Raw genomic sequence first — 25,588 nt, forward strand, 5'->3', positions numbered from 1 at the left:
TACTAGGGGGGATACTTTTGTCAAAGTATATAATTAGTGGAGGCAACAAAGTAGAAGGTAGGCTGGATATAAGAGGAGCAAAAAACTCTGTATTGCCTATAATGGCTGCCTCTATACTAAATGAATCTGAAAATATAATAAAAAATATTCCAGATATATCAGATGTCCATGTAATGATTGATATATTGAAAAGCATAGGATGTAAAGTTGAGTACAATGAGTATACTTTATATATAGATAGTAAAAATGTTAATGTAAACAGTGTTAAAGAAGAGTATATGAAAAAATTAAGATCATCCATTATAGTAATGGGGGCAATGATAGGTAGATTTAACAATATAAGTATAAGCTATCCAGGAGGATGTTCTATAGGGTCTAGACCGATAGATCTTCATTTATATGCTTTGGATAAACTAGGTGTAAAAATAACTGAAGACAGAGGATATATATATTGTAATAGAGAGTATTTGGTAGGAAATACTATAAACCTAACATTTCCAAGTGTAGGTGCTACGGAAAATGCGATGTTGGCAGCCGTAAAAGCAAAGGGAATAACAATAATAAATAACGCTGCAAGAGAACCTGAGATAGAAGACTTGCAAAATTTCTTGAATTTAATGGGAGCAAAAGTAAGTGGAGCAGGAACTAGTTGTATTCAAATTGAGGGTGTAGATAAATTACATTCTGTCGAACATACAATAATTCCTGATAGAATTGCAATAGGAACTTATATGATTGCAAGTGCTATAACTGGAGGGTATTTACAAGTTGATAGAGTTATAAAGAGTCACATCAATCCTATAGTTAGTAGATTAGAAGAAGCAGGATGTAATATTGAGTATAAAGGATATGGCTTAGAGCTTAAAGCTCCTAATAAAATTTTACCTATAGATATAATAAAAACATCACCTCACCCTGGATTTCCTACTGACATGCAATCGCAGATTATGGCTTTGTTGTGCTTAAGTGAAGGTACTAGTATTTTCCATGAATCAATATTTGAAAATCGATTTATGCATTGTGGAGAACTTTCTAAAATGGGAGCAAACATAATAAAAATAACTGAAAATATTTGTATGGTAAAAGGTGTAAATAAACTTGTGGGGGCTAATGTTGAGGCTTCGGATTTAAGAGGAGGAGCATCCTTGATATTGGCAGGGCTAGCGGCGGAAGGAACAACAGCTGTTACTAACATTAGCCATGTAGAACGAGGTTATGAGCATATTGAAAAAACATTGAGAAGCCTAGGTGCAAATATAAATAGAATTTAGTATGAAATAAAGAAATCGAAGTAGTTTCATGTACTATTACGATTTCTTTTTTGTGATTTAGAAAGATTAAATAATCAAATAACAAAGGAGAAGCTGTTGTTATGTAGTATTTTATAATATATAAATACTAAAGTGGGTTATTATGTAAAAAAAATAAATACAGGTTAAATAAGAGAGGTAAATTTGCTATATATGCTTTTATTTTGCTAGTTATATTATTTATTTATATATGTATAAGTAGTAGCATTTTTGAACTTAAACAAATCAATGTAGATGGAAATATTAAAATAACTAAAAGTGAAATAACTAAAATAGGAAATATTGAAACTGGTAAAAACATTTTTAAATACAATTTAAATGATGTAGAAAAAAGATTATTGGAAAACTCATATATAAAATATGTTAAAGTTAGCAGGAAGTTTCCCGATAAATTAGTTATAACAATTAAAGAAAATAGTGAATATGCAATAATAAAAGAAGGTGCAAGTTATATTTATATAGGTGAAAATGGATTAATTTTATCAGAAAAAAAGAGATAACAAACAAGAATATTCCATTGATAAGCGGTATAGAAATAAAAAATAAAAATTAAAATGCAAAGGCTAAATTAAATGGAGATAAATCAAATGATATAATTTTAGCTATAGATACATTGAAAAAATAATATGTCAAGGAAAATTAAAAGTATAAAAATAAATAAAGATAAAATGTATATGAAAACAGATGATAATATAAATATTACCTTAAAAATAGATGAAGATATCAAATACAATATAAACCGATTAAAGGCTATACTAGTTGATTTAAAATCTAGTAATAAAAAAGGAGGTAATATAGATTTAACATCAAAAGAACGAGCTATATATTCTCCATGATGTAAAATTGATATTAAATTTTATTATAACTTAAAATTTGTAGATTTATAAAAATATAAAGAACAAATTATTTTGAAGCTTAGTTTTTGTTTATTAAATTTTGTAAATGAACAAGGAAAATTATGTGTATTTATAAATTCTTGTAAAAAACATGAATAAAAAACTTGAATAATGTAGGTATTTCAAAGTAAAATATATAAGGTGAATATTTAAGATATATGTAATTAATGGTAGTTCGCTTATTATAATAACTGGGTATTATATTTAAAATGACATTATACAATAGAGTACTCTGTATATAAGTAAATTAAAAATTAAATAAAATTAGGATTTAAAAATTTACTTACATAGGAGATATAATAGGAGTTCTTATGTATTATGTAGATATATTGGTATTTGGGACAAGATTATTTAGTAATTTATCAATTATAAGAAGACAGATTGTATCTAATTTATGCAATAAAAAAGAGGAAAATGAACTTTTTGTGGAATAAGTTAGTTAAATATTAACAAAATGCTAATATAAAATGATATAATTAATACATAGATTTACTTTGAATATTAAATAAGGAGGTTTGTAGATGCTAAACTTTGACGTAGAAATGGATAACTTTGCAAAAATCAAAGTAATAGGCGTAGGTGGCGGTGGTAACAACGCTGTCAACAGAATGGTTGAAGCACAACTTAAAGGTGTTGAATTTATAGCTGTAAATACTGATAAACAAGCTTTATATACATCTAAAGCTGAGCATAAAATTCAAGTTGGAGAGAAACTTACGAGAGGTCTAGGAGCAGGAGCAAACCCAGAAGTGGGGAAAAAGTCTGCAGAAGAAAGTAAGGATGAAATACTTAAAGTTCTTGAAGGTGCGGATATGGTATTTGTAACTGCAGGAATGGGCGGAGGAACAGGAACAGGAGCTGCACCTGTAGTTGCTCAATTAGCAAAAGAAATGGGTATACTTACAGTAGGAGTAGTAACAAAACCTTTTGCTTTTGAAGGTAAAGTAAGAATGAAAAATGCAGAACAAGGTATAAAAGAGTTAAAGACAAAAGTTGATACTTTAATAACTATACCTAATGATAGATTGCTACAGATAGTTCAAAAGAATACATCTATGTTAGAAGCATTTTCTATAGCAGATGATGTACTAAAACAAGGTATAGAATCTATATCAGATTTAATTGCAGCACCAGGATTAATAAACCTAGACTTTGCTGACGTTCAATCTATAATGAAGGAAAAAGGCTTAGCACATATGGGTATGGGAAGAGCTCAAGGCGAAAATAGAGCTATAGAAGCAGCAAGACAAGCTATACAATCACCATTACTTGAAACGTCTATAAAAGGAGCTAAGGGTGTTTTACTTAACATAACAGGTGGAGCAAACTTAGGATTATTTGAAATAAATGAAGCTTCCACATTAGTTCAAGAATCTTGTGATTCAGAAGCTAATATAATATTTGGAGCTACAATTAAAGAAGACTTAAAAGATGATCTTGTTATAACTGTTATAGCTACAGGGTTTGAAGATGGACAAGATATGGATTTAGATTTAATAAATAGAAATAACTCAATGAATCAAGGACAACCTCAAAGCTTTCAACAAAATAGTTTAAATCATAATCCGGTAAGAGAGTCTCAAAGACCAGTAATGCCAGAGCCAAAACAAGAAGAAGAAACTGTTGTTAAACAAAATACAAGTTCAACATACATAGAAAGTGATGATATGGAGATTCCAACATTCCTAAGAAGAAGAAGATAGTACTATCTTCTTTTTTTTTGCGTTTTTTTGTTTTATTTAAGAAAAAAATTTAATTTGGTTCGACTATCAATTATGACATAAAAATCATTAAAGCTAAACTATAATATAGGTAAATGTTTCAAGGAGGGGATGGAGGTGTACGTAGAATATTATGCAATTGAAAACTTATTAGTAAATTATATAATAATAAGTTGCACTGCTATAATTTCGAAAAATAATAGTTCTATGAAGAAAAAATGGACAGGTGCCACAATTGGAATGATATATTCAATTTTATATTTATTTGATAATTTTAATTTATTTTTTTCGATTCCTATGAAAGTACTATTAATCTTAATTGTAACTAAAATAGCATTTAACAATGAATCGTTAAAAGGGTATTTAAGAACTTTGATTATATTTTACTTTGTTAATATTTTTATTGCAGGAAGTTCATTTTTTATTATATATTGTACAGGCCTTACGCATTTAACCATATCTTTTATAATTTTAATCTCATATATAAGTGGGGTAGTTTTAAAATATATTTACAATGACATAAAAGAATTGAAGCATATAGCAAGTATGAAAAAAGATATGACCGTATGCGTAAATGAAAAAGAGGTAGATCTCAAGGCTTTAATAGATACAGGAAACTTATTAAAAGATCCTATAAGTAAAAGTGAAGTTGTTATTATAAGTGCTAATAAATTATATGAAATTTTGCCTGAAGAATTCCAAAATCTAGATCTTAAAAATATAAATATAAGTACAATTGATAATGTTATCGATAAAGTTGATAAAAATATATCTTATAGGATTAGGATGATACCTGTAAAGCAGATAAATGACAGTAATTTGGTAATAGGCATAAAATCAGATTACATAAAAGTTGATGGGCAAAAAATACCTAATGTAATATTAGGTCTTTCCAATTTTAATGAAGATGGTTATAACGCTATATTAAATCCACAACTATTAATGAGTATATAAAATTTAAGGGGGATAGTTTTATGAAAAATTTTATAAAATTAAAGTCAAAGTTTATAGGTTATTTTTATAAAATATTAAAAAGATTAGGTCTGTTAAATCCAAAGGGGCTATATTATTTGGGAGGCGTAAATATATTGCCTCCACCACTTTCTACTGAGGAAGAACAAGAACTTTTAAAAAACTTAGAACATGATGAAAGTATAAAGTCTATCTTAATTGAAAGAAATTTAAGATTAGTAGTATATATATCTAGAAAATTTGAAAATACAGGAATTGATGTAGAAGATCTTATATCAATAGGAACAATAGGCTTAATAAAAGCTGTAAATACATTTAAGCTAAATAAAAATATAAAGCTAGCTACTTACGCATCTAGATGTATAGAAAATGAAATACTTATGTATTTAAGAAAAAATAATAAAAAGAAAACCGAGGTATCATTTGATGAGCCTCTTAATGTTGATTTAGATGGGAATGAACTTTTATTATCCGATATATTAGGAACAGAAAATGATGAAATATATAAGTTAATAGAAGAGGAGATAGATAAAGATCTTTTAGTTATGGCTCTTGATAGGCTTTCAGATAGAGAAAAACAAATTATGGAATTAAGATTTGGTCTAGCTAGCAAAGGAAATGAAAGAACTCAGAAAGAAGTTGCCACTATGTTAGGTATATCTCAATCATACATATCTAGATTGGAAAAAAGATAATATCTAGGCTAAAAAAGAGATGAAGAAATTTGTTTAGATAATAAATAATTACTCTTAAACAGTATAAAAATATACTAGATGTAAATAATTGTATAAGAAATACTTTTTAAGAGAGGACTGAGTTGTAATGCAAATAAATAAAGTTGAAATCTGTGGAGTAAATACCTCTGAGTTACCAGTTCTTAAAAATAATCAAATGACGGAACTCCTTGTAAAAATTAAAAATGGAGACGAAGTAGCTAGACAAGAATTTGTAAGAGGAAATCTAAGATTGGTCCTGAGTGTAATTCAAAAGTTTAACAACAGAGGAGAAAATATTGACGATTTATTTCAAATAGGTTGTATAGGACTTATAAAGGCAATTGATAATTTTGACTTAAGTCAAAATGTAAGATTTTCAACTTATGCAGTCCCTATGATTATAGGAGAGATAAGGAGGTATCTAAGAGATAATAATCCTATAAGGGTGAGTAGGTCCTTAAAAGACATTGCATACAAAGCTCTTCAAGTGAGAGAGAGACTGGTAAGGTCTAATTCTAAGGAACCAACTGTTTCGGAAATAGCTAAAGAGCTTGAACTAGATGTTGAAGATGTAGTAATGGCTTTAGATGCTATTCAAGATCCTATATCATTATTTGATCCGGTATATCAGGACAATGGAGATGCTATATTTGTAATGGACCAAGTTCAAGATAAAAAAGACACAGATGAAAATTGGTTACAAGAAATAGCACTTAAAGAAGCTATAAAAAAATTAAATGGAAGAGAAAGATTGGTTTTAGATTTAAGGTTTTATAAGGGTAGAACTCAGATTGAAGTAGCTGATGAAATTGGTATTTCTCAAGCTCAAGTTTCTAGAATAGAGAAAAATGCTTTGAAAAATATGAGAAAATATATATAAAAAATATGCAAAAGTAATATTACTTTTGCATATTTTTGATATGCTCATAACTGTATATTAATTGTAAAAAAATGTAAAATATGGTATAATTCATAATGGATAATATTAGTGAAGAGGGAGAATTGAATGTTAAATTCATCATTATCATATGTAATAATTAGAAGTTTTCCAGAAAGCATTTTTTTAATTTTAGCTGGATACATTTTATTTAACTTAAAAATAGAATTTAGAAGACTTATAAAGAATTCTTTAATTTTTTTAATCTTATTAACTAGTATAAGGATGATGCCTATAAGTTTTGGAATACACACTGTATTTAGTATGTTTATAATAGGTGTGATTTTCTATAAATTTGAAAATCAACAAATTATACAAACTATAATTAATGTTTCTAAAATATATATATGTCTAGCTACAAGTGAGGTTATATATATGCTTGTTGCTGAAAAGATATTAGGTGTATCTACAAAAATGTTAGTTGATAATACAAGTATAAACAGTGCAATATTATCACTTCCATCATTGCTAATATTTATTTTGTTAATTATTGGATTAAATGTAATAACTAAAAAGATAAGTACAAACATATAGGGGTAAACTTATGGATATTATAGAAAAGATTTCATATAATGTTTCGAATAAAATAGGTGAAAAGGCAAAAAAAAGTAAAGATGAAATACAGGTTATGCATTATGGGTTGTTTATTTGGATACACACTATATTGGCTTATATAGCTACAATTTTAGTAGGGATAATAATAGGGAAAACAATAGAAGTATTATTAATTTCTATTGTTGCATCTAGTTTGAAAAAGTTTTCAGGTGGAGTTCATGCAACATCTCCCAATAGATGTTTAATAATAGGCATTATAACAACATTAATTTTTACGTATATTTATGTTTTTCTAAATAAATACTGTGGATATAATTTTATATATATTTTTAGTATAGTGAGTATTGTATCATGTTATTATATTTTTTATAAAAAGGCTCCAGTGGGAACAAAAAATAAGCCTTTAAAGAAGGAAGAAACTAGAAATAGGCTTAGAAAGAAACTATTTAATAGAATTAATGTTTTTATTTTAATAATATTATTACTTTTAATAGTTAGATCAACTGAAATTCTAAATTATGATACAGCTATGTTTGTATATTGTATAGAATTAGGGATTATACTACAAACAATAGCAATAACTAAGCTAGGAGAAACAATCATATTAAAATTAGATTGTTTTCTTAAATAAAAAAATATTTAAGGGGGATTAGCTATGAACTTTTTAGCAAATTTATTCTCAGATTTTGCAATGAACTTAGGAAATGGGGCATCTACAATGTGTGCTATGGTATTCTTTGAACCAGAAATGCCAAAATCTTTAAGAGAAGAGTAATTTTAAATAAACCATAAGGATATATCCTTATGGTTTATTAATTAAAAAGGAATTTAGGAGAAAAGAATGAATGAGTTTGAAAATATAAGGAATAAAAAAGTATTTGAAATATTAGCGATAATAAAAGTTATATATATGCTTTTAGGAATGGTAGCTATGATAAGTTCCTATACAACAATAGAAAGTTATAATTATATGCTATTTTATATATACATAGTTGCAATAATAATACTTTTAATAGTTTACTTTATATGGTTATCAAAGAGACAATATAAATTTATAGATAATCCAGCAAAATCCAGGGATAATATAGAGACAATTTTATTAATGCTAATATGTACAGTTATAATAATGTCAACAGGAAAAGAAGAAAGTCCTTATAAATTTCTATATATTTTTATAATTATAATATCTGCAATACAATTTGGAAGGAACTATGCAATGATTGTTTCTATAATTTGTTCTATATTAGTCTGCGGAGTGGATGTGCTATCAATACAATTTGGGGTTCATCTTCAAGAGCCAGCTAAAGAATTAATAACAAACTATTTTCAAATTGATATAGTTATAGTAAGTGCCTTTTTTGTGACGTCATGGATACTCGGAATGTACGTTAATATAGAAAAAGAGCATAGCAAAGAACTTCAAAATCTAGCTAATGTAGATGAACTTACGGGTTTATATAATCATAGATATTTTCAAGAATCATTAGAAACTCTAATGGAGTGTGCTGACAGTGAAAATACATCAATCTCGATGTTATTTATGGATATTGATTATTTTAAAAATTATAATGACATAAATGGTCATCAGGCAGGGGATGTTGTTTTAAAAGATGTAGGTCAGATTTTAAAAGAAAGTGTAAGAGAAAATGATATTGTAGCAAGGTATGGGGGCGAGGAATTTGCTGTAATTCTTCCAAATACTATAGAAGAAGATGCGATAAGAGTTGGGGAAAGGATTAGAATTAATATAGAAAATACATATTTTTATGGGCAAGAAAATCAACCAAATAAAAATATGACGATATCTATAGGCGTTTCATCGTATCCGCTAAGAGCGAGTAACAAGCATCAGTTTATAAACACTGCAGATGATGCTCTTTATAGAGCCAAATCACTTAATAAAAATAGGGTAGAGGTATACTATAGTGTTTTAGAAGAAATTTCAGATCATATATATATAGATGAAGAAACAGCTAATTCATTAAAAAGGCTTATAAATATGATAAATAAAAAAGATAGATATACGTATGGACATACAGAAAGAGTAGTTATATATTTAGGTTGGTTTTCAAATTATCTAAAACTCAATGAAAAGGATAAACTACGTTTAAAACTAGCAGCTTACCTTCATGATATAGGAAAGATTGAAATTCCAGAAGAAGTATTAAATAAAAAAGGAAAGTTAACTGATTTAGAGTATGATATGTTAAAAAAACATCCAGAGTTGGGAGTGGATTTGATAAAGCATGTAAAAGCATTTGAAGAATTGTTGCCAGCTATAAAACATCATCATGAAAGATATGATGGGAGAGGGTATCCAGATAATTTAAAGGGAGAGCAAATCCCGTATCTAGCTAGAATAATATCTATAGCAGATAGTTTTGACGCAATGACATCCCATAGACCTTACAATAGTAGGAAAGGGCATGAAGAAGCGATAAAAGAACTTAGAAAATGTGCAGGAAGTCAGTTTGACCCAGAACTAGTTGAAAAATTTATAAGTATGATAGAATTAAAAAATAATTTAAAATTAGGCCAGTATGGTCATTTTTTTTTTTATTCTTGTACATATTTATTTTTAAGAGGAGGTAGATTATAATATGATTAGAATTTCTGATATAATGGATAAAGAAGTAATAAATGTTAAAAATGGTAAAAGAATGGGGTTTATTACAGATATAGAGATGGATACCAATGAAGGAAAAATTTTATCATTCACAATTGAAGGTGATGGAGGTATGAACTTTTTTCAAGAAATTATGATGGGCAAGTTGTTTTTTGGAATGATATAATAAAAATAGGATGTGATACAATTATAGTAAACCAAGGTCAAGATCATAGTTTAGATGAATTTAATATATAAAAGACATAAGAAAAAAGGAGGGATAGGCTTTGTTATGTCCTTACTGCAATTATAAAGAATCAAAGGTAATAGACTCAAGACATACGGATAGTCAATCTATAAGAAGACGAAGAGAGTGTGAATCTTGTAAAAAGAGATTTACTACATATGAAAAATAGAGTTAACGCCTATTATGGTTATAAAAAAAGATAATAGTAGAGAATATTTTGATAGAAATAAAATAAAAAATGGGATATTGAAGTCTTCTGAAAAAAGGCCAGTTTCAATAGAACAAGTTGAAGAAATAATACACTACATAGAAAATGAAATAAATAAGACTTACCTATCAGAGATAGAAAGTAAAAAAATAGGTGAGATGGTAATGGATAAATTAAAAGATGTAGATGAAGTAGCATATGTAAGATTCGCATCAGTGTATAGACAATTTAAAGATATAAATACATTTGTTAAAGAGCTGAAAAATATACTAACAGAAAAAAGGTGATTGAGCATGGACAACTATATAAGATTTAAAGGATTTGATAAAAAATGTGATTTTGTGAACTTAGCATTTTCGAACATAAATATTGATATGGCATCAAAATCCGATAGAGAAAATCTTTGCAAAGAATTAAATATGAATTTTGAAAACTTAACAAATAATAAACAAACTCACTCAGATATAGTAAACATAATAAAAAAGAAGATATAGGAAAAATAAAAGAAGGGGATGCTTTAGTTACAAATTTGAAAAAACTCCATTATTAGTTTTTGTTGCAGATTGTGTTCCTGTGGCTATTGTGGATCCTAAGAAGGAAGCTGTAGCACTTTGTCATGCAGGATGGAGAGGTACATATTCAAAAATAACTCAAAAATCTATTGAAAATATGGAAAAGCTGTATGAAACAAACCCTGAAGATTTAGTTTGTGTCTTAGGACCTTCAATTGGACCTTGTTGTTACGAGGTATCTAAAGATTTAATTGAAAAATTTAACACAATTATTACAAATAGAGATGAAAAATTTTATATAATTAAAGAAAACAAGTACTATCTAGATTTATGGAAAGTAAATGAATTGATATTGACAAGTTGTGGTGTGAAAAAAGAAAATATAGTTAATTTAAACATATGCACTAGTTGTAACAGTGATAAATTTCATTCCTATAGAAAACATAATCAAACAACAAAAAGGCTAGGTATGATACTTGAAGTAAAGTAGAGAGGGGCTAACTTAAGATGAAAACGAAAGTGTTAGTTATAGATGATGAGAAGCATATTGTAGAGCTTTTAAAATTTAACCTAGAAACTATGGATTATGAGGTTCATTACTCATACGATGGATTTGATGGATTTATAAAAGCAAAAGAGATAATGCCAGACTTAATATTATTGGATTGGATGCTACCGAATATAAGTGGAATAGACCTTTTAAAGAAAATTAGAAGTGATAAAGATTTAAAGAATATACCTGTAATAATGCTAACTGCTAAAAATGTTGAAAACGACAAGGTAGAAGGGTTAGATTCAGGTGCTGATGATTATATAACAAAGCCATTTAGTGTAAAAGAGTTATTAGCTAGAAGTAATTCTGTTTTAAGAAGATACAATGTTAATAATGACAATAGTGATAAAACAGTGTTAAGTATAGGGAATTTAAAAGTAGACTTACAAAAGCATGAGGTAATTAAAGGCACTGAAAAGATAGATTTAACACTTAAAGAATTTGAACTTTTAAGACTTTTACTAGAAAACAAAGGAAAGGTTTTATCAAGAAACTACTTATTAGATAAAATATGGGGATATGAATACTATGGTGAAACTAGAACAGTAGATGTTCATATAAGATATTTAAGAAAAAAAATAGAAGGAACTAGCGAAGAAGAAAAATATATAGAAACTATTAGAGGAATAGGATATAAAATAGATTAAGGGGCGTTTTAACATGGATAATATAAGCATATACTTTTTAATTGTTTTAATATCAATTATAGTTTCTATAATTTCAATAAGATATGCTATAAACTTAAGAAACTATTTACAGGAATTTATAGCTGTATCAAAGAAAATAAGCAACAAAGAATTCCATGCAAAAATAAACATATCAGCAAAAGGTGAATTAGGTCAACTAGTTGATAATTTTAATGACATGATAGATACAATAGATATTACGATTCAAGAAGTTCAATACAAAAACTTACAATTAAAATCTATTGTAAAAAGTATATCACATGGTATTTTGGCTATTGATATAAATGGAAATGTTTTATTGATAAATGAAGAAGCAAAAAAGATAATAAAAAGTGATGGAAGTGAAGCTGTGGAAGGCAAAAACATCCATCATGTTATAAAAGATTATAAAATATTAAATGAAATTGCTAAGTTTATAGGATCAAAGAAAACTGAAATGAAAGAAATTACCAATGATGAAGAGATAGTATATAATATAAAACTAGATCCTATATACCTTCAAAGTAGCAATAATGTTATTATTGGCTCCATAATAAACATAGAAAATATAACTGAAAGAGTTAAACTAGAAAATATGAGGAGTGATTTTGTTGCCAATGTAACTCATGAACTAAAGACACCTCTTACATCTATAAGTGGGTTTGTAGAAACATTAAGAATCAACGAAAATATAGATAAAAAGATGAGAGATAGATTTTTAGGTATAATTGAAACAGAATCAGATAGACTAAAAAGGCTTATAGACGATATATTACTACTTTCGTTTATAGAAAATAAAGATACTATAACATCTGAAAATGTAGAGGTATTAAATGTATTTAAAGAAGTTTATGAATTAACTATTAATTCTGCTAATATAAAAAATATTGAATTAAAATACAAATTTGATGATGATAAAATTTTTATAAATTCGAATAGAGATTATATTAAACAAATATTTTTAAATTTAATAGATAATGCTATAAAGTACACTCCAGATGGAGGCTTTGTAGAAACCTATGTATATGAAAGTGATGAAGATATATTTATAAAGGTTTCAGATAATGGGATTGGAATATCTAAAGAGGATAAAGACAGGGTGTTTGAGAGATTTTATAGGGTTGATAAAGCGAGAAGTAGAGACGTAGGTGGCACTGGTCTAGGACTTGCTATAGTAAAACATATAGTTAAATCTTTAAATGGAACTATAAGTGTGAAAAGTGAATTAAATAGAGGAACTGAATTTACAGTTACAATACCAAAAAAAATTCTTATAAGAATTTTTATTTTGCACAAACTAAATATAGTAAAAATAAAAGGAGGATAACATATGGATGATGCTACATTATTTAGGCGTGCATTTGGGGTAGCTTTAGTTTTAGGTGTTTTATCAAGACTTATAGTATTAAGGCTAGTAAATAAACAACAACCAACTCAACCTCAAGATTATATAGAACAACTTATTTTATCATTTATTGCATCTGCGTTGGGAGCTGTAGCATTCCCAGCTTTATTAGATAAGGAGTTTGCGGCATTAACTTTTTTAGCAGTAGGTATACAACAATTTCAAGAAGTAGCAAGTGAAGAAGAAATAACATTGTCAAATATAGATGATAATGAATTAATTAGCAAAGGAATGACTTATATTCATGATGTGGCTAAAAATTATGAAGTTAGAAACTACCTTAGTATATTTTCATCATTAGGAGGCTCTATAGCTTTTATAATCACATACAATACATTCAAAGTTAATTTTATTATATGTACTTTAGCATCTATTGTATCAACTTTAATTGTGGGATATATATTTAAGAAAATATTATCAAGTAAAAGTTTAGAAGACATTGTAGATGTAGAGGTTGTACCAATAGAATTTGATGGTGCATTATTAAAAGTAGGAGGGGTAGTTTTAACAAATATAGGATTAGAAACATCAAGACAAAGATATATAGAAAAGGGTGTAGGCATTAAAGTTATGCCAAAGGATATGGTATCTGCGGGTATAATAGGAGACCCAGCTCAACAACAAGCTATGCTACATAACGTATATTTACATATGGGGATAGATAGAGATGTTGACGAGCCAGAATTTATACCTATAGCAAGAACAAATCCACAGGATAATTCAGTTAATTTTGGATACATTCCATTAGTTAGAGATGTTGATTTAACAGTAGAGGCTGTAAAAAGTGCCCCTATATTAGATAGTTCAAAAGGAAATAATAATGCATATAGAAAGAAAAATAAGAACAAGTAAAATTAAGGGGTGAGTAAATGAAAAGTATATTTATAATTGGTATAGTTATTGGGATTGTTTCGAGAGTTATAACTTTAAAAACAGATAGGAAACAATACCCAACAGAACCTAATATGTTAGTATCACAACTTGTTTTAGCTATTATAGGATCTGCTTTAGGAGCAATGTTAGTTCCTGCTTTAATACAAAAATCTTATACATCAATTACCTTTTTATCATTGGCAGCTAGCCAATTTAGGCAAGTAAGACACAGCAAAAGAAAAATCTTAACAGATATGGAAGATTCACTTTTAGTAAAACGAGGTGCTGGATTTATAGAAGAAATAGCTCTGACATATGAAGTAAGAAGTTATACGTGTATACTTACAGCTTTAACTACGTCAGCTGTGTACCATTTATCTAAAACAGAACTTTTTATAGGTGAAGGAGGAAGCATATTCTTAGGTGCTGTATCAGGTATCGGATTAGCTTTAATATTTAAAAAATTATTTGTAAGAGAAAGTATAGGATCCATAGCTGAGGTTATTCCAGCTAAAATATCATTTGATGGACCACTGTTAAAAGTAAATGATGTTGTAATTTCAAATATAGGGTTAGACTCTTCAAAACAAAGGTATTTGGAGCATGGATTAGCGGTAGAAATTATACCTAAAGATGGTAATTATATAAATAGTGGTATAATATTAAGTCCAGGGCAAAGACAAACAATAGCCAATATAGCGTATTCAAGATTAGGGATAATGAGAACTCCTGATGAGCCTGATTTTGTGCCGATTTTGAGAAGAAATCCTAAAAATGAAAGTTTAGTAATGCCATATATACCTATTGAGAAAGATATAAATAAATTTATCTCGGCTGTAAAAGGTACCCCTATAATTGAAACTTCTAGAGGGCATAATTGGGCATTGAAGAGATTTAATATAAAACAACAAAAAGGAGTGTAAAATATGAATGTAGGTATAACTGACGTAACATTAGCTATTATCACTACAAATAAAGAAATGAAATCGGCGAATATCCCTGTTTTTTATGCAGAAGATGAAAAAGAACTTCAAGAAAGAGGCTTAATAATATCTAAAACTATGGGAGGTATGGTTCATGATGTATATCATGGAACTCTAATAGTAGTTAAGCATTAAAGGTACCTTTAAAGGTACCTTTTTATTGACTATTTTAAAGAAAACATGGTAATATAATGTGATGTACTTATAAAGGAAAAGTGGTGAAATTTATGGAAGTCAATGTAAAAAATACAAATAATATAATCAGTAAAGTATACAAAGATAGCATCGCTTGGGAACTAGGAATAGAAGTTGGAGACTTGTTAATTTCTATAAATGATCAACCCATACATGATATAATAGAATATAGATTCTTGCTAAGTGATGAGTACTTAGAAGTAGAAATAAAAAAGAAAAACAATGAAATATATGTGTATGAAATAGAAAAAGATTATGATGAAGATTTAGGAATTGAATTTACAAATCCTATAATAGATAAAGCTAAAAGTTGTAGAAATAAATGTGTATTTTGCTTTATAGATCAATTACCAAAAGGTATGAGAGAAACACTTTATTTTAAAGATGATGATTCAAGATTGTCATTTTTACAAGGAAACTTTGTCACTTTAACAAATATGAGTGAGGAAGATATAGATAATATAATTAGATATAGAATAAGCCCTATTAATATATCTGTGCACGCTACAAATCCAGAACTTAGACAAAAAATGATTAAAAATAAGTTTGCTGGAAGGCTTTATGAAATAATGCAAAGATTAGCTGATGCTCAGATACAAATGAATTGTCAGATTGTTTTATGTCCAGGATACAATGACAAAGCAGAATTGGAAAGAACTGTATCTGATTTAACAAAACTATATCCATATGTAAATAGTGCAGCGGCAGTTCCGGTAGGAATAACTAAACACAGAGAACATCTACCAAACTTAGAGATATTTAATGAACAAACTGCTGGAGAAACTATAGAGTTAGTTCATGAATTACAAGAAAAATATCTAAATGAATTAGGAACAAGATTTATATTCCTATCAGACGAGTTTTATATAATGGCAAATAAAAAATTATTAGATTATGATGAGTATGAAGGCTTTATACAATTCGAAAATGGAGTAGGTATGATAAGTAAGTTAGAAAGAGAAATTCATGACTATCTACAAACTATTTCGGATGAAAAAATAAATTCTAAAAAGAAAATTTCTATAGCTACGGGACACTCTGCATATGAATTTATAAAAAATATGGCGAGTTGTATAATGAATAAATGCCCAGGAGTAGAGATAGAGGTTTACAAGATAGTAAATAACTTCTTCGGAGAAACTATAACTGTATCGGGGCTTATAACAGCGACAGATATAATAAATCAGTTAAAGGACAAGGACTTAGGACAAACTTTATATATACCAAGAAGTATGTTAAAAGCAGATGAAGAAATATTTTTAGATAACATTACACTAGAAGAATTACAAAATACTATGAATATTGAAGTTGTACCTTGCTTAAATGAAGGTAAAGACTTTGTTGATAAGATTTTGAAATAGAGAGGGAGGTTATTATGAACGATAATAGACCGGTAGTTGCAGTAGTTGGAAGACCTAATGTTGGGAAATCAACTTTATTTAATAAGTTAGCAGGAAAAAGAATATCAATAGTTGAAGATACTCCAGGAGTAACAAGAGATAGAATATTTACAGAGGTAGAATGGTTAAACAAATATTTTACACTTGTAGATACTGGAGGTATAGAACCAAATAGTGATGATATAATATTATCTCAAATGAGAAATCAAGCTATGCTTGCTATGGATATGGCTCACGTTATAATGTTTGTTGTTGATGGTAAAGCAGGTCTTACAGCGGCAGATAAAGAAGTAGCACAAATGCTTAGAAAAACTAACACACCTGTAATATTAGTAGTAAATAAAATAGATAGTCAGAGTCAATTTGATAATGTATATGATTTTTATGAGTTAGGATTAGGGGTTCCATTTGCAATATCTAGTGCAAATAGTATGGGGCTTGGAGACTTACTTGACGAAGTCGTAGCCAACTTCCCAGAAGGATTAGATACAGAATATGACGAAGATATAATAAGAGTTGCTATAACAGGTAAACCTAATGCAGGAAAATCTTCTATATTAAATAATATGCTAGGAGAAGATAGAGTTATAGTAAGTCCTATAGCTGGAACAACTAGAGATGCTATAGATACGTATTTAGAAAAAGGAGATAATAAATTCCTTTTAATCGATACAGCAGGACTTAGAAGAAAAAGTAAGATATATGAAAATGTAGAAAAATACAGTGTAATAAGAGCCATGAGTGCAGTAGATAGAGCGGATGTAGTTCTTATTGTAATAGATGCAGAGCAAGGTGTAACAGAGCAAGATACAAAAGTAGCAGGTATTGCACATGATGAAGGTAAGGCTTGTTTATTTGTAATAAATAAATGGGACTTAATAGAAAAAATGATAAAACTATGAGTATATACACAAAAACTATAAGAGAGAAATTCCCGTTCATGTCGTATGCACCTATAGTATTCGTATCTGCGAAAACAAACCAAAGAATGAACAAAATATTAGAAACAGTAACTTATATAGCTGAAGAACATGCTAAGAGAGTTCCAACATCTACATTAAATGATGTAATAGGGGAAGCTGTACTTCTTAATCAACCACCTTCAGATAAAGGTAAGAGACTTAAGATATACTATGGATCTCAAACTGGAACACAACCACCTAAATTTACATTATTTATAAACGATAAGCAACTTACTCATTTCTCATACCAAAGATATCTTGAAAATAAGATAAGAGAAAACTTTGGGTTTGAAGGTACACCTGTATGGTTTGACTATAGAGAAAAAGAAAATAGGTATTAGGGGGGAAGAAATGATTAATTACCTAATTATTATTTTAGTATCGTACTTTATAGGAAGTATATCGACATCATATATAATAGCAAAAAGAATGATGGGTGTGGATATAAGAACCCAAGGTTCAGGAAATGCAGGATCTACAAATGTACTTAGAACATTAGGAAAAAAAGCTGGAATAATGACATTTGTAGGAGATTTGTTAAAAGGTGTAATAGCTGTATTAATAGCAAAGGTAATATCCACTATAGCCCACACAGATGTAGCTACAGCATCTTACATAGCAGTTGTATTTGTTGTAATAGGTCATAACTGGCCTATATATCTAGGATTTAGGGGTGGAAAAGGAGTAGCTACTTCTTTAGGAGCTATGATAGCTGTAAACCCTGTTATAGCTTTGAGTTGTTTTGCATTTTTCATATTAATTGTATACGTGACAAAATATGTTTCCTTAGGGTCAGTACTTAGTATATGTACATCTCCTATAATAATGTTTTTTATAGGAAATTACAAAGGATTAGCAGTTGCCTTGTTTCTATCAGCATCAGTAATATTTAAACATAGAGAGAATATCAAACGATTATTAAATGGAACAGAAAGAAAAATAGGAGAAAAAATAATACTTTAAGTATACTTAGGTGGTGTTTGTATGGAAAAATTTGTGTATTAGGAGCTGGAAGTTGGGGGACAGCATTAGCATTAGTAGTAGCTAAAAAAGGCTATGATGTCTCTATGTGGACTTTAAACGAAGATCAATGCAGTTTAATTAATGAAACTAGAGAAAATAGAGATTATCTTCCAGGTGTAAACATACCAGCAAATATTAAAGTTACAACAAATATAGAAGAATCAGTAACAGATAGCTCAATGATAGTTTTAGCGGTACCTTCTCAAGCTATAAGAAGTATTTGTAAGCAAATTAAGCCATTTGTAAAAAGCAATCAAATATTAATCGATGTTGCAAAAGGTTTAGAGAAAGGAACTGGGTTAAGACTTTCTGAGGTATGTGAACAAGAAATACCAGAATGTGAATATGTTGTTCTTTCTGGACCATCACATGCAGAAGAAGTTTCAAGAGATATACCTACAACTGTAGTTGTAGCATCTGAAAATTTAAGTACTGCTGAAAAAGTCCAGGATACATTTATGAGCCCTAAATTTAGAGTATATACAAATCCTGATGTTGTTGGAGTTGAATTAGGTGGAGCATTGAAAAATATAATCGCATTTGGAGCAGGTATATGTGATGGATTAGGATATGGAGATAATGCTAAAGCTGCTCTAATGACAAGAGGAATACGTGAAATAGGTAGACTAGGGATTGCTATGGGAGCTGAATCGCCTACTTTTTCTGGATTGTCAGGAATAGGTGATTTAATTGTTACATGCACGAGTATGCATAGTAGAAATAGAAGAGCTGGAATACTTATAGGACAAGGAAAAAGTTTAGAAGAAACTTTAAAAGAAGTTAAAATGGTAGTAGAAGGAATAACGGCTACGGAAGTTGCCTATGATGTATCAAAAAAATTAAATATAGAAATGCCTATAACAAATGCTATTTACTCAGTTCTTCACAAGGGAGCTAACCCAGATGAAGTTGTAGATGAGTTAATGATGAGAAATAAAACACATGAAGTTGAAGAGGTAGTAAAAGAAAACTAGATTTTTAAATCTAGTTTTTTTTTATTTTTGTAATATTAATCTGCAGATTAAAATATACTTTATTAAGAATTTGTATGCAGGAGGGTTATAGATGAATAATATATATGAGGACATAGCAAGAAGAACTCAAGGGGATATATATGTAGGTGTAGTTGGACCTGTTAGAACAGGTAAATCTACATTTATAAGAAAATTCATGGAATTATTAGTTTTACCTAATATAGAAAATGAATTTAAAAGAGAAAGAACACAAGATGAAATACCTCAAAGTGGTTCAGGAAAAACAATTATGACTGTTGAGCCAAAATTTGTTCCCGCTGATGGTGTAGAAATAAAGATTAGAGAAAATGTTTCAATGAAAGTTAGAATGGTTGATTGCGTTGGGTACATAGTTGATGGAGTTTTAGGTCATGAAGAGGATGGTAAACAAAGATTAGTATCTACACCATGGTCTAATGAAGCTATGACCTTTGAAAAGGCAGCTGAAATAGGTACAAAAAAAGTTATAAGAGATCATTCTACAATAGGAATAGTTATGACTACAGATGGAAGTATAACGGAAATAGATAGAAAATCATACTCTATACCTGAAGAAAGAGTAATAAATGAATTAAAAGAACTTAAGAAACCATTTGTAATAGTATTGAACACGCTAGATCCATATGCTGAGTCAACTTTAGAATTAAAAAGAGAATTAGAAGAAAAATATGATAAGCCTGTAATACCATTAAATGTCTTGGCTATGGATGAAGAGGATGTGGAAGAAGTTATGGAAAATGTACTATATGATTTCCCTATAAATGAAATAAATATAAATTTCCCTAAATGGATAGAAGGATTAGAAAAGAATCACTGGATAAAAAATAATATAATATGTGCTATAAAAGATAGTATAGACGAAGTTGGAGTTATAAGAGATGTAAATTCTATAATAGATGGATTTGAAAATTTGGATTTCTTAGATGAAACTCAAGTTGATAATGTAGAATTAGGAGAAGGTATAGTAAGTATAAATTTAGGAACTAAAAAGGATTTATTCTATAATGTTTTAGAAGAAAAAAGTGGATTTAAAATAGATGGAGAATATGAATTATTAAATCTAGTAACTAGATTATCGAAAGTTAACACAGAATATGAAAAGGTAGAACAAGCGCTAACTGATGTAAGAGAGAAAGGATATGGTTTAGTAGCACCTACTATAGATGAACTTACTTTGGATGTACCTGAAATAGTTAAGCAAGGTAAACAGTATGGGGTTAGATTAAGAGCGAAAGCTGGATCTATTCATATGATCAAAGCTGATATATCTACAGAAATTTCTCCAGGAGTAGGAACAGAGCAACAAGGTAAAGAAATGTTAGAAAGCTTACTAAAAGGTTTCGAAGAAAATCCAAATGAAATATGGGAATATAATATGTTTGGAAAATCATTGCATGACTTAGTAAAAGATCAATTGCAAAGTAAGTTGTATATGATGCCAGATGATGTAAGAATTAAGATACAAAGAACTTTACAAAAAATAATAAATGATGGTTGTTCAAATATAATAACTATTATTTATAAAATTAAAAGGTGCATACAATGTATGTACCTTTTAATTTTTTGAAATAGTAAAAGGAGTTGTATTTATATTGAAGAAATAAATATAGTATTATATTTATTTTAGGGGATATATATTGAAAAATTAAAATTTAATTATACTAAGTTAATTTTGATATTTATATGTATATATGTATTATCAAATTTACTTAGTGGTATAATTAAAAAAAATGTAGATACTTTGGTCTTAGAAAATCAAGTTGTTCGAGAAAGTTTTAAGAAAACGGGACTAGTAATTAGAGATGAATACTTATTGGAAAGTAGTATGGATGGAAAAGTAAAATATTGCATTAAAGAAGGTAATAAAATAAAAAAGGTGATGAAGTAGCATACATCTACAATGGTAATGTAGACGAAAAAACGGTCAGTACGCTAAAAGATTTAAAACAAGATATATCAGATATAGAATCAGGAAATACAAAGATAGTAAAATCGGATATAAAAAACATAAATGAGGGTATAAAAAAACTAAGTTTAAATTTACAAAAAAATTTATTAGGTGGAGATATAAATATAGATAGTGATTTAAATAAAATGTCTAAACTTCTAAAAGATAAAAATGAAATAATAGGAAGTGATTTAAATAGTAAGACATTGCAAGATAAAGAAAATGAAGCAGAAAAAGTTTCAAATTTAATTGAAGATAACTCACAATTATTTAAAGCTAAAAACTCAGGTATTATCTCATATAAATTTGATAACAATGAGAAAAAATTCAATTTAGAAAATATTGGAGAAGTAAAAAAAGAAGATATAGAAAGTGCAAAAGAAGAATATGTAGATATAAAGAAAGATGGAGAAGTAAAAAAAGGTGAACCTGTTGCAAGAGTAGTAAATAATCTAAAGCAATATGTAGCTATAAGCTGTAATGAAAAAGAAGTAAAAAATTAAATGTAGGACAAAAAATAATTCTATCTAGTGACGTTGAAAAAATAAATACAAATGTATATGATATATATAAGGATGGAAATGACTACATTGTTATATTGGCTATAAGCGAACAAAATGTGGAAATTTACGATACAAGAGTAAAAGAATTTGATATAATATATAAGTCAACAGAAGGCTTAAAGGTTCCTAAAGATACATTTATAGAAGTAGATGGGAAAAAAGGTGTCTATGTAATTTCTGAAACAGGAGAAGAGAAATTTGTAGAATTACAAGGAACTTTTTATGAGAGTGAAGAATATATAGTTATTGACTATTACAAAAACCATATAAATGGAATAAAAAGTATTAGTATTTATGATGAAGTAATATTAAACCCAAGAGGTAAAAAAATTAGTAAAAGCAGGTGATAAAATGAACTCTATAAAATCTAATTTAATTAATATAGAAAAAAGAATTAATGATTCTTGTAAAACTTCCGATAGAAGTAATGATGAAGTTAAATTAATAGCTGTAACAAAGACTGTAGATATAGATGCTGTTAATGAAGCTATAGAATGTGGAGTAACTGACGTAGGCGAAAATAAGCCACAAGAATTAGCAAGAAAATATGAAGTAATAGGTGATAGAGTAAAATGGCACCTTATTGGAAGTTTGCAAACTAATAAAGTGAAATATATAATTGATAAAGTATATATGATACATTCTATAGATAGATTATCATTATGTGATGAGATTCAAAAACGAGCTCAAAGCATAGATAAACAAATAAACTGTTTAATACAAGTCAATATATCTAAGGAAGAAAGTAAGCATGGCATACTTGAAGAAGATGCTATTGATTTTATAAAAAATATATCAAATAATTATCCGAATATAAAAGTTAAGGGGCTTATGACAATGGCTCCAAATACAGATGATAAAAATTTAATAAAATCTGTATTTAAGGGATTAAAAGACTTAGCTAACAAAATAGACAATGAAAATATAAATAGTGTGTCTATGGAAGCTCTGTCTATGGGGATGAGTAACGACTTTGAGATAGCTATTGAAGAAGGAGCAACATTTGTTAGAGTTGGAACTTCTATATTTGGACAAAGAAATTATAACAAAAAATAATGAATATATATAATGGAGGATGTTAATAATGGGAAATGGTTTCATAGGTAAGATAAAAGATTGGATGACAGATGAAGTAGAAGACGAGTTCATGGATGAAGAAATAGAAGAGATTGAGGAAGAAGTAGAGATATCAGAAGATTTAAGTAATGGGGTAGGATCTATAGCTCAATCTAAAAGCAATAAAATAGTAAATATACATACAGCAGGACAAATGAAAGTTGTAATAGTAGAACCAAAGAAATATGAAGAGGTTACATCTATAGCTGATCAATTAAAACAAAGAAGAGCTGTAATAGTTAATCTAGAAAACTTAGATGATGCAGTTACTCGTAAATCTATATTTGACTTTATGAATGGGGCTGTATATGTTTTAGATGGAAGTATACAAAAAGTATCTAAGGCAATATTTATATTAGCACCTAATAATGTAGATATAGATGCTAACATGAAGAAAGAGTTAGAAAGTAAAGCTTTTTTCCCATGGCAAAATAAATAAATAAATAAAAAGGAGTAAGATTTGAAATGATAGAATACTCTTTATTAGTATTAACAGACATTGTTCAATTTGCGATAGTAATAAGAGCATTAATGTCATGGATTCCAGGAGCCACACAATCAAAAATCTATGATATTATAGGTATGTTAACAGAGCCTATAGAAGGACCTATAAGAAATTTTATGTTTAGATACATAGAAGGTCCAATAGATTTTTCACCAATAATTGCGCTATTTGTTCTTCAATTTTTAAGAATGTTAATAATAAATATATTTTAAAATTTTAGAAGTAGGTTAAATTATGGACAAGGTATCATTAACAAATCATATTAAAGATATAGATTTGAAAAATAAGATGTTTAAGGTTATAGATAAAGCATATTCTTGTATAAAAAGCTATGATATTAAATATACTGATTTTCTAAATCCTTATGAAGTAAAAAATTCTATATCAATATTAAATAGTTTCGACGATATAAAATATAGGGTTGATGGAGGCTTTGAAGAAGCTGAAAGAAAAGTTATTTCTATATTTCCGTATTATATGGAATATGAAGAAGTACAATCACCTATAAAAGTATTACAAATAGAGGGCAATTTTAAATTTAAAGAGATAAAGCATAAAGATTATTTAGGTTCTTTACTGGGATTAGGTATAAAAAGAGAAAAAATAGGGGATATAAATATACATGATAACTTTTGTCAGGTTATTGTAAGTAAAGATATCTCAGATTTTATTATTATGAATTTAGAAAAAGTTGCTAGAAATAGTGTTAAGGTAAAGGAAATTCCCGAAGATGATATAGCATATTCCAAACCTAAATACAAAGAAATATCATTAACTGTATCATCACAAAGATTGGATTGCTTGATAAGTGGGATATACAATATTTCTAGACAAGAAAGTTTGAAGCTTATAAATGCAGAAAAAGTTTTTGTTGATTATGAAAAATAATGTCTACATCAAAACCTATAGAACGGGATGCTCTTATATCAGTAAGAGGTAAAGGTAGAGCTGTAATAGCCGATATAGGAGATATAAGTAAAAAAGGTAAAATAAAATTAAAAGCAAAATTAATAATATAGGGAGGGGAATACATGCTAACTCCAGTGGATATTGAAAATAAAGAATTTAAAAAAGGTATACGTGGATACAGAGAAGATGAAGTAGATGAATTTTTAGATCTAGTAAAAGAAGACTTCGAAAACGTATATAGAGAAAATCTGGAATTAAAAGATAAAATAAGAATGTACCAAGAACAAGTAAGTAAGTTTGAGAACATAGAAGAAACATTAAAGGCAACACTTATAACAGCTCAAACTGCAGCTGAGGATACATGTAGTGCTGCAAATAAAAAAGCTAAGATAATAGTTGAAGAGGCTGAGCTTAGATCAAGACAAATAATAGGACAAGCTAACAATAGAGTTATTGAAATTAGAAAAGAATATGATTCTATAGTTAAAGAGTTCAAGATATTTAGAAATAAATTTAAATCGTTATTAGAAGACGAAATTAGAAGTGTTGATGATATTTTCTCGGACATAGATGAAAATGGCGTTCAAAGAATAGCTGAGCTTCAAAAAGAATTATCGGATGCTTTAGAGTAAAAATATATTGACTATTTGAACAATTTATTATAAAATTTCATACATATAAACTAATATTATAATAAATGCTATGATGGAGAGAGTAGTTTTTAGATAATTTCACAGAGAGTTGGAGAAGCTGAGAACCAATAAATTTATAAAAATGAAAATCACTCCTAAGCTGC

The 25,588-nt window shown here is 28.2% G+C and carries 30 protein-coding genes, 3 pseudogenes and 1 other annotated feature (1 of these 34 running past the window's edge); all 33 genes and pseudogenes read left to right on the forward strand.

Going from position 1 to position 25,588, the window contains the following annotated elements; all coding sequences use genetic code 11:
• The first annotated feature begins 17 nt into the window (after window positions 1-17).
• The 33 genes and pseudogenes from murA (at window position 18) to LEQ07_RS00570 (ending at window position 25,424) form a co-directional block, all read left to right on the forward strand.
• Window positions 18-1,271 (forward strand): UDP-N-acetylglucosamine 1-carboxyvinyltransferase, encoded by a 1,254-nt coding sequence (gene murA / locus LEQ07_RS00410; protein ID WP_046824110.1) that lies wholly within the window; start codon window positions 18-20, stop codon window positions 1,269-1,271.
• Between the two features lie 203 nt (window positions 1,272-1,474).
• Window positions 1,475-1,810 carry a cell division protein FtsQ/DivIB gene (locus tag LEQ07_RS00415; RefSeq protein ID WP_263329154.1) on the forward strand — a complete coding sequence of 112 codons (336 nt, stop codon included), beginning with the start codon at window positions 1,475-1,477 and terminating at the stop codon, window positions 1,808-1,810.
• A 126-nt stretch (window positions 1,811-1,936) separates the two neighbouring features.
• A complete protein-coding gene (locus LEQ07_RS00420; RefSeq protein WP_263329155.1) occupies window positions 1,937-2,146 on the forward strand; it encodes a hypothetical protein in 210 nt (69 codons plus the stop codon).
• A gap of 347 nt (window positions 2,147-2,493) precedes the next feature.
• On the forward strand, window positions 2,494-2,640 hold the full coding sequence (locus LEQ07_RS00425) for a small basic family protein (protein ID WP_263329242.1): 147 nt from the start codon (window positions 2,494-2,496) through the stop codon (window positions 2,638-2,640).
• Window positions 2,641-2,727: 87 nt separating this feature from the next.
• Window positions 2,728-3,909, forward strand: coding sequence for a cell division protein FtsZ (ftsZ, locus tag LEQ07_RS00430; protein ID WP_046824108.1), 1,182 nt, complete (start codon window positions 2,728-2,730; stop codon window positions 3,907-3,909).
• Window positions 3,910-4,044: 135 nt separating this feature from the next.
• The gene (locus LEQ07_RS00435) at window positions 4,045-4,881 is read left to right on the forward strand and encodes a sigma-E processing peptidase SpoIIGA (protein WP_263329156.1); all 837 of its coding nucleotides are present in this window, start codon (window positions 4,045-4,047) and stop codon (window positions 4,879-4,881) included.
• Between the two features lie 20 nt (window positions 4,882-4,901).
• Window positions 4,902-5,594 carry an RNA polymerase sporulation sigma factor SigE gene (gene sigE, locus LEQ07_RS00440; protein WP_263329157.1) on the forward strand — a complete coding sequence of 231 codons (693 nt, stop codon included), beginning with the start codon at window positions 4,902-4,904 and terminating at the stop codon, window positions 5,592-5,594.
• Window positions 5,595-5,721: 127 nt separating this feature from the next.
• Window positions 5,722-6,495, forward strand: a complete 774-nt coding sequence (gene sigG, locus LEQ07_RS00445; protein WP_046824105.1) for an RNA polymerase sporulation sigma factor SigG — start codon at window positions 5,722-5,724, stop codon at window positions 6,493-6,495.
• Between the two features lie 126 nt (window positions 6,496-6,621).
• Window positions 6,622-7,086 carry a hypothetical protein gene (locus LEQ07_RS00450; RefSeq protein WP_046824104.1) on the forward strand — a complete coding sequence of 155 codons (465 nt, stop codon included), beginning with the start codon at window positions 6,622-6,624 and terminating at the stop codon, window positions 7,084-7,086.
• Window positions 7,087-7,096: 10 nt separating this feature from the next.
• Window positions 7,097-7,738: an accessory gene regulator ArgB-like protein gene (locus LEQ07_RS00455; protein ID WP_046824103.1), complete on the forward strand. Its 642-nt coding sequence runs from the start codon at window positions 7,097-7,099 to the stop codon at window positions 7,736-7,738.
• Between the two features lie 24 nt (window positions 7,739-7,762).
• Window positions 7,763-7,882, forward strand: a complete 120-nt coding sequence (locus LEQ07_RS00460; protein WP_084822231.1) for a cyclic lactone autoinducer peptide — start codon at window positions 7,763-7,765, stop codon at window positions 7,880-7,882.
• Between the two features lie 66 nt (window positions 7,883-7,948).
• On the forward strand, window positions 7,949-9,706 hold the full coding sequence (locus LEQ07_RS00465) for a bifunctional diguanylate cyclase/phosphohydrolase (protein ID WP_263329158.1): 1,758 nt from the start codon (window positions 7,949-7,951) through the stop codon (window positions 9,704-9,706).
• 1 nt (window position 9,707) lies between these two features.
• The gene (locus LEQ07_RS00470; RefSeq protein WP_263329159.1) at window positions 9,708-9,899 is read left to right on the forward strand and encodes a YlmC/YmxH family sporulation protein; all 192 of its coding nucleotides are present in this window, start codon (window positions 9,708-9,710) and stop codon (window positions 9,897-9,899) included.
• 100 nt (window positions 9,900-9,999) lie between these two features.
• Window positions 10,000-10,454: pseudogene (nrdR, locus tag LEQ07_RS00475) on the forward strand (transcriptional regulator NrdR).
• Between the two features lie 6 nt (window positions 10,455-10,460).
• Complete coding sequence (locus LEQ07_RS00480) at window positions 10,461-10,661, forward strand: hypothetical protein (protein ID WP_263329160.1); 201 nt, start codon at window positions 10,461-10,463, stop codon at window positions 10,659-10,661.
• Between the two features lie 79 nt (window positions 10,662-10,740).
• A complete protein-coding gene (locus LEQ07_RS00485) occupies window positions 10,741-11,169 on the forward strand; it encodes a polyphenol oxidase family protein (RefSeq protein ID WP_263329161.1) in 429 nt (142 codons plus the stop codon).
• Between the two features lie 17 nt (window positions 11,170-11,186).
• Window positions 11,187-11,879, forward strand: a complete 693-nt coding sequence (locus LEQ07_RS00490) for a winged helix-turn-helix domain-containing protein (RefSeq protein WP_046824099.1) — start codon at window positions 11,187-11,189, stop codon at window positions 11,877-11,879.
• 13 nt (window positions 11,880-11,892) lie between these two features.
• Window positions 11,893-13,224, forward strand: coding sequence for a HAMP domain-containing sensor histidine kinase (locus LEQ07_RS00495; protein ID WP_263329162.1), 1,332 nt, complete (start codon window positions 11,893-11,895; stop codon window positions 13,222-13,224).
• 3 nt (window positions 13,225-13,227) lie between these two features.
• Window positions 13,228-14,154 (forward strand): YIEGIA domain-containing protein, encoded by a 927-nt coding sequence (locus LEQ07_RS00500; protein WP_046824097.1) that lies wholly within the window; start codon window positions 13,228-13,230, stop codon window positions 14,152-14,154.
• A gap of 17 nt (window positions 14,155-14,171) precedes the next feature.
• Window positions 14,172-15,098: a YIEGIA family protein gene (locus tag LEQ07_RS00505; RefSeq protein WP_263329163.1), complete on the forward strand. Its 927-nt coding sequence runs from the start codon at window positions 14,172-14,174 to the stop codon at window positions 15,096-15,098.
• A 3-nt stretch (window positions 15,099-15,101) separates the two neighbouring features.
• Window positions 15,102-15,293 carry a capping complex subunit for YIEGIA gene (locus LEQ07_RS00510; protein WP_021429980.1) on the forward strand — a complete coding sequence of 64 codons (192 nt, stop codon included), beginning with the start codon at window positions 15,102-15,104 and terminating at the stop codon, window positions 15,291-15,293.
• Between the two features lie 92 nt (window positions 15,294-15,385).
• Window positions 15,386-16,714, forward strand: a complete 1,329-nt coding sequence (locus LEQ07_RS00515) for a DUF512 domain-containing protein (protein WP_263329164.1) — start codon at window positions 15,386-15,388, stop codon at window positions 16,712-16,714.
• A gap of 14 nt (window positions 16,715-16,728) precedes the next feature.
• Window positions 16,729-18,056: pseudogene (gene der / locus LEQ07_RS00520) on the forward strand (ribosome biogenesis GTPase Der).
• A gap of 10 nt (window positions 18,057-18,066) precedes the next feature.
• Window positions 18,067-18,678, forward strand: coding sequence for a glycerol-3-phosphate 1-O-acyltransferase PlsY (plsY, locus tag LEQ07_RS00525; RefSeq protein ID WP_263329165.1), 612 nt, complete (start codon window positions 18,067-18,069; stop codon window positions 18,676-18,678).
• Window positions 18,679-18,695: 17 nt separating this feature from the next.
• Entirely contained in the window at window positions 18,696-19,712 is a 1,017-nt protein-coding gene (locus LEQ07_RS00530; protein WP_263329166.1) for an NAD(P)H-dependent glycerol-3-phosphate dehydrogenase, read from the forward strand.
• 91 nt (window positions 19,713-19,803) lie between these two features.
• A complete protein-coding gene (spoIVA, locus tag LEQ07_RS00535) occupies window positions 19,804-21,318 on the forward strand; it encodes a stage IV sporulation protein A (RefSeq protein ID WP_263329167.1) in 1,515 nt (504 codons plus the stop codon).
• Between the two features lie 105 nt (window positions 21,319-21,423).
• Window positions 21,424-22,609: pseudogene (locus LEQ07_RS00540) on the forward strand (HlyD family efflux transporter periplasmic adaptor subunit).
• A gap of 4 nt (window positions 22,610-22,613) precedes the next feature.
• On the forward strand, window positions 22,614-23,318 hold the full coding sequence (locus LEQ07_RS00545) for a YggS family pyridoxal phosphate-dependent enzyme (protein WP_046822035.1): 705 nt from the start codon (window positions 22,614-22,616) through the stop codon (window positions 23,316-23,318).
• Window positions 23,319-23,346: 28 nt separating this feature from the next.
• Window positions 23,347-23,817, forward strand: a complete 471-nt coding sequence (locus LEQ07_RS00550; protein ID WP_046822036.1) for a cell division protein SepF — start codon at window positions 23,347-23,349, stop codon at window positions 23,815-23,817.
• A 26-nt stretch (window positions 23,818-23,843) separates the two neighbouring features.
• Window positions 23,844-24,095: a YggT family protein gene (locus LEQ07_RS00555; protein WP_021429989.1), complete on the forward strand. Its 252-nt coding sequence runs from the start codon at window positions 23,844-23,846 to the stop codon at window positions 24,093-24,095.
• Window positions 24,096-24,117: 22 nt separating this feature from the next.
• On the forward strand, window positions 24,118-24,771 hold the full coding sequence (locus tag LEQ07_RS00560; RefSeq protein WP_263329168.1) for a YlmH family RNA-binding protein: 654 nt from the start codon (window positions 24,118-24,120) through the stop codon (window positions 24,769-24,771).
• A complete protein-coding gene (locus LEQ07_RS00565) occupies window positions 24,771-24,902 on the forward strand; it encodes a hypothetical protein (RefSeq protein WP_263329169.1) in 132 nt (43 codons plus the stop codon). The genes LEQ07_RS00560 and LEQ07_RS00565 overlap by 1 nt, the downstream gene beginning before the upstream one ends.
• A 12-nt stretch (window positions 24,903-24,914) precedes the next feature.
• A complete protein-coding gene (locus LEQ07_RS00570) occupies window positions 24,915-25,424 on the forward strand; it encodes a DivIVA domain-containing protein (protein WP_021430014.1) in 510 nt (169 codons plus the stop codon).
• A 61-nt stretch (window positions 25,425-25,485) separates the two neighbouring features.
• Window positions 25,486-25,588 (forward strand) — a binding site (T-box leader); it runs 129 nt beyond the window's last position.

It is taken from the genome of Paraclostridium sp. AKS73 (assembly GCF_025671395.1).
Lineage (GTDB): Bacteria > Bacillota > Clostridia > Peptostreptococcales > Peptostreptococcaceae > Paraclostridium > Paraclostridium benzoelyticum.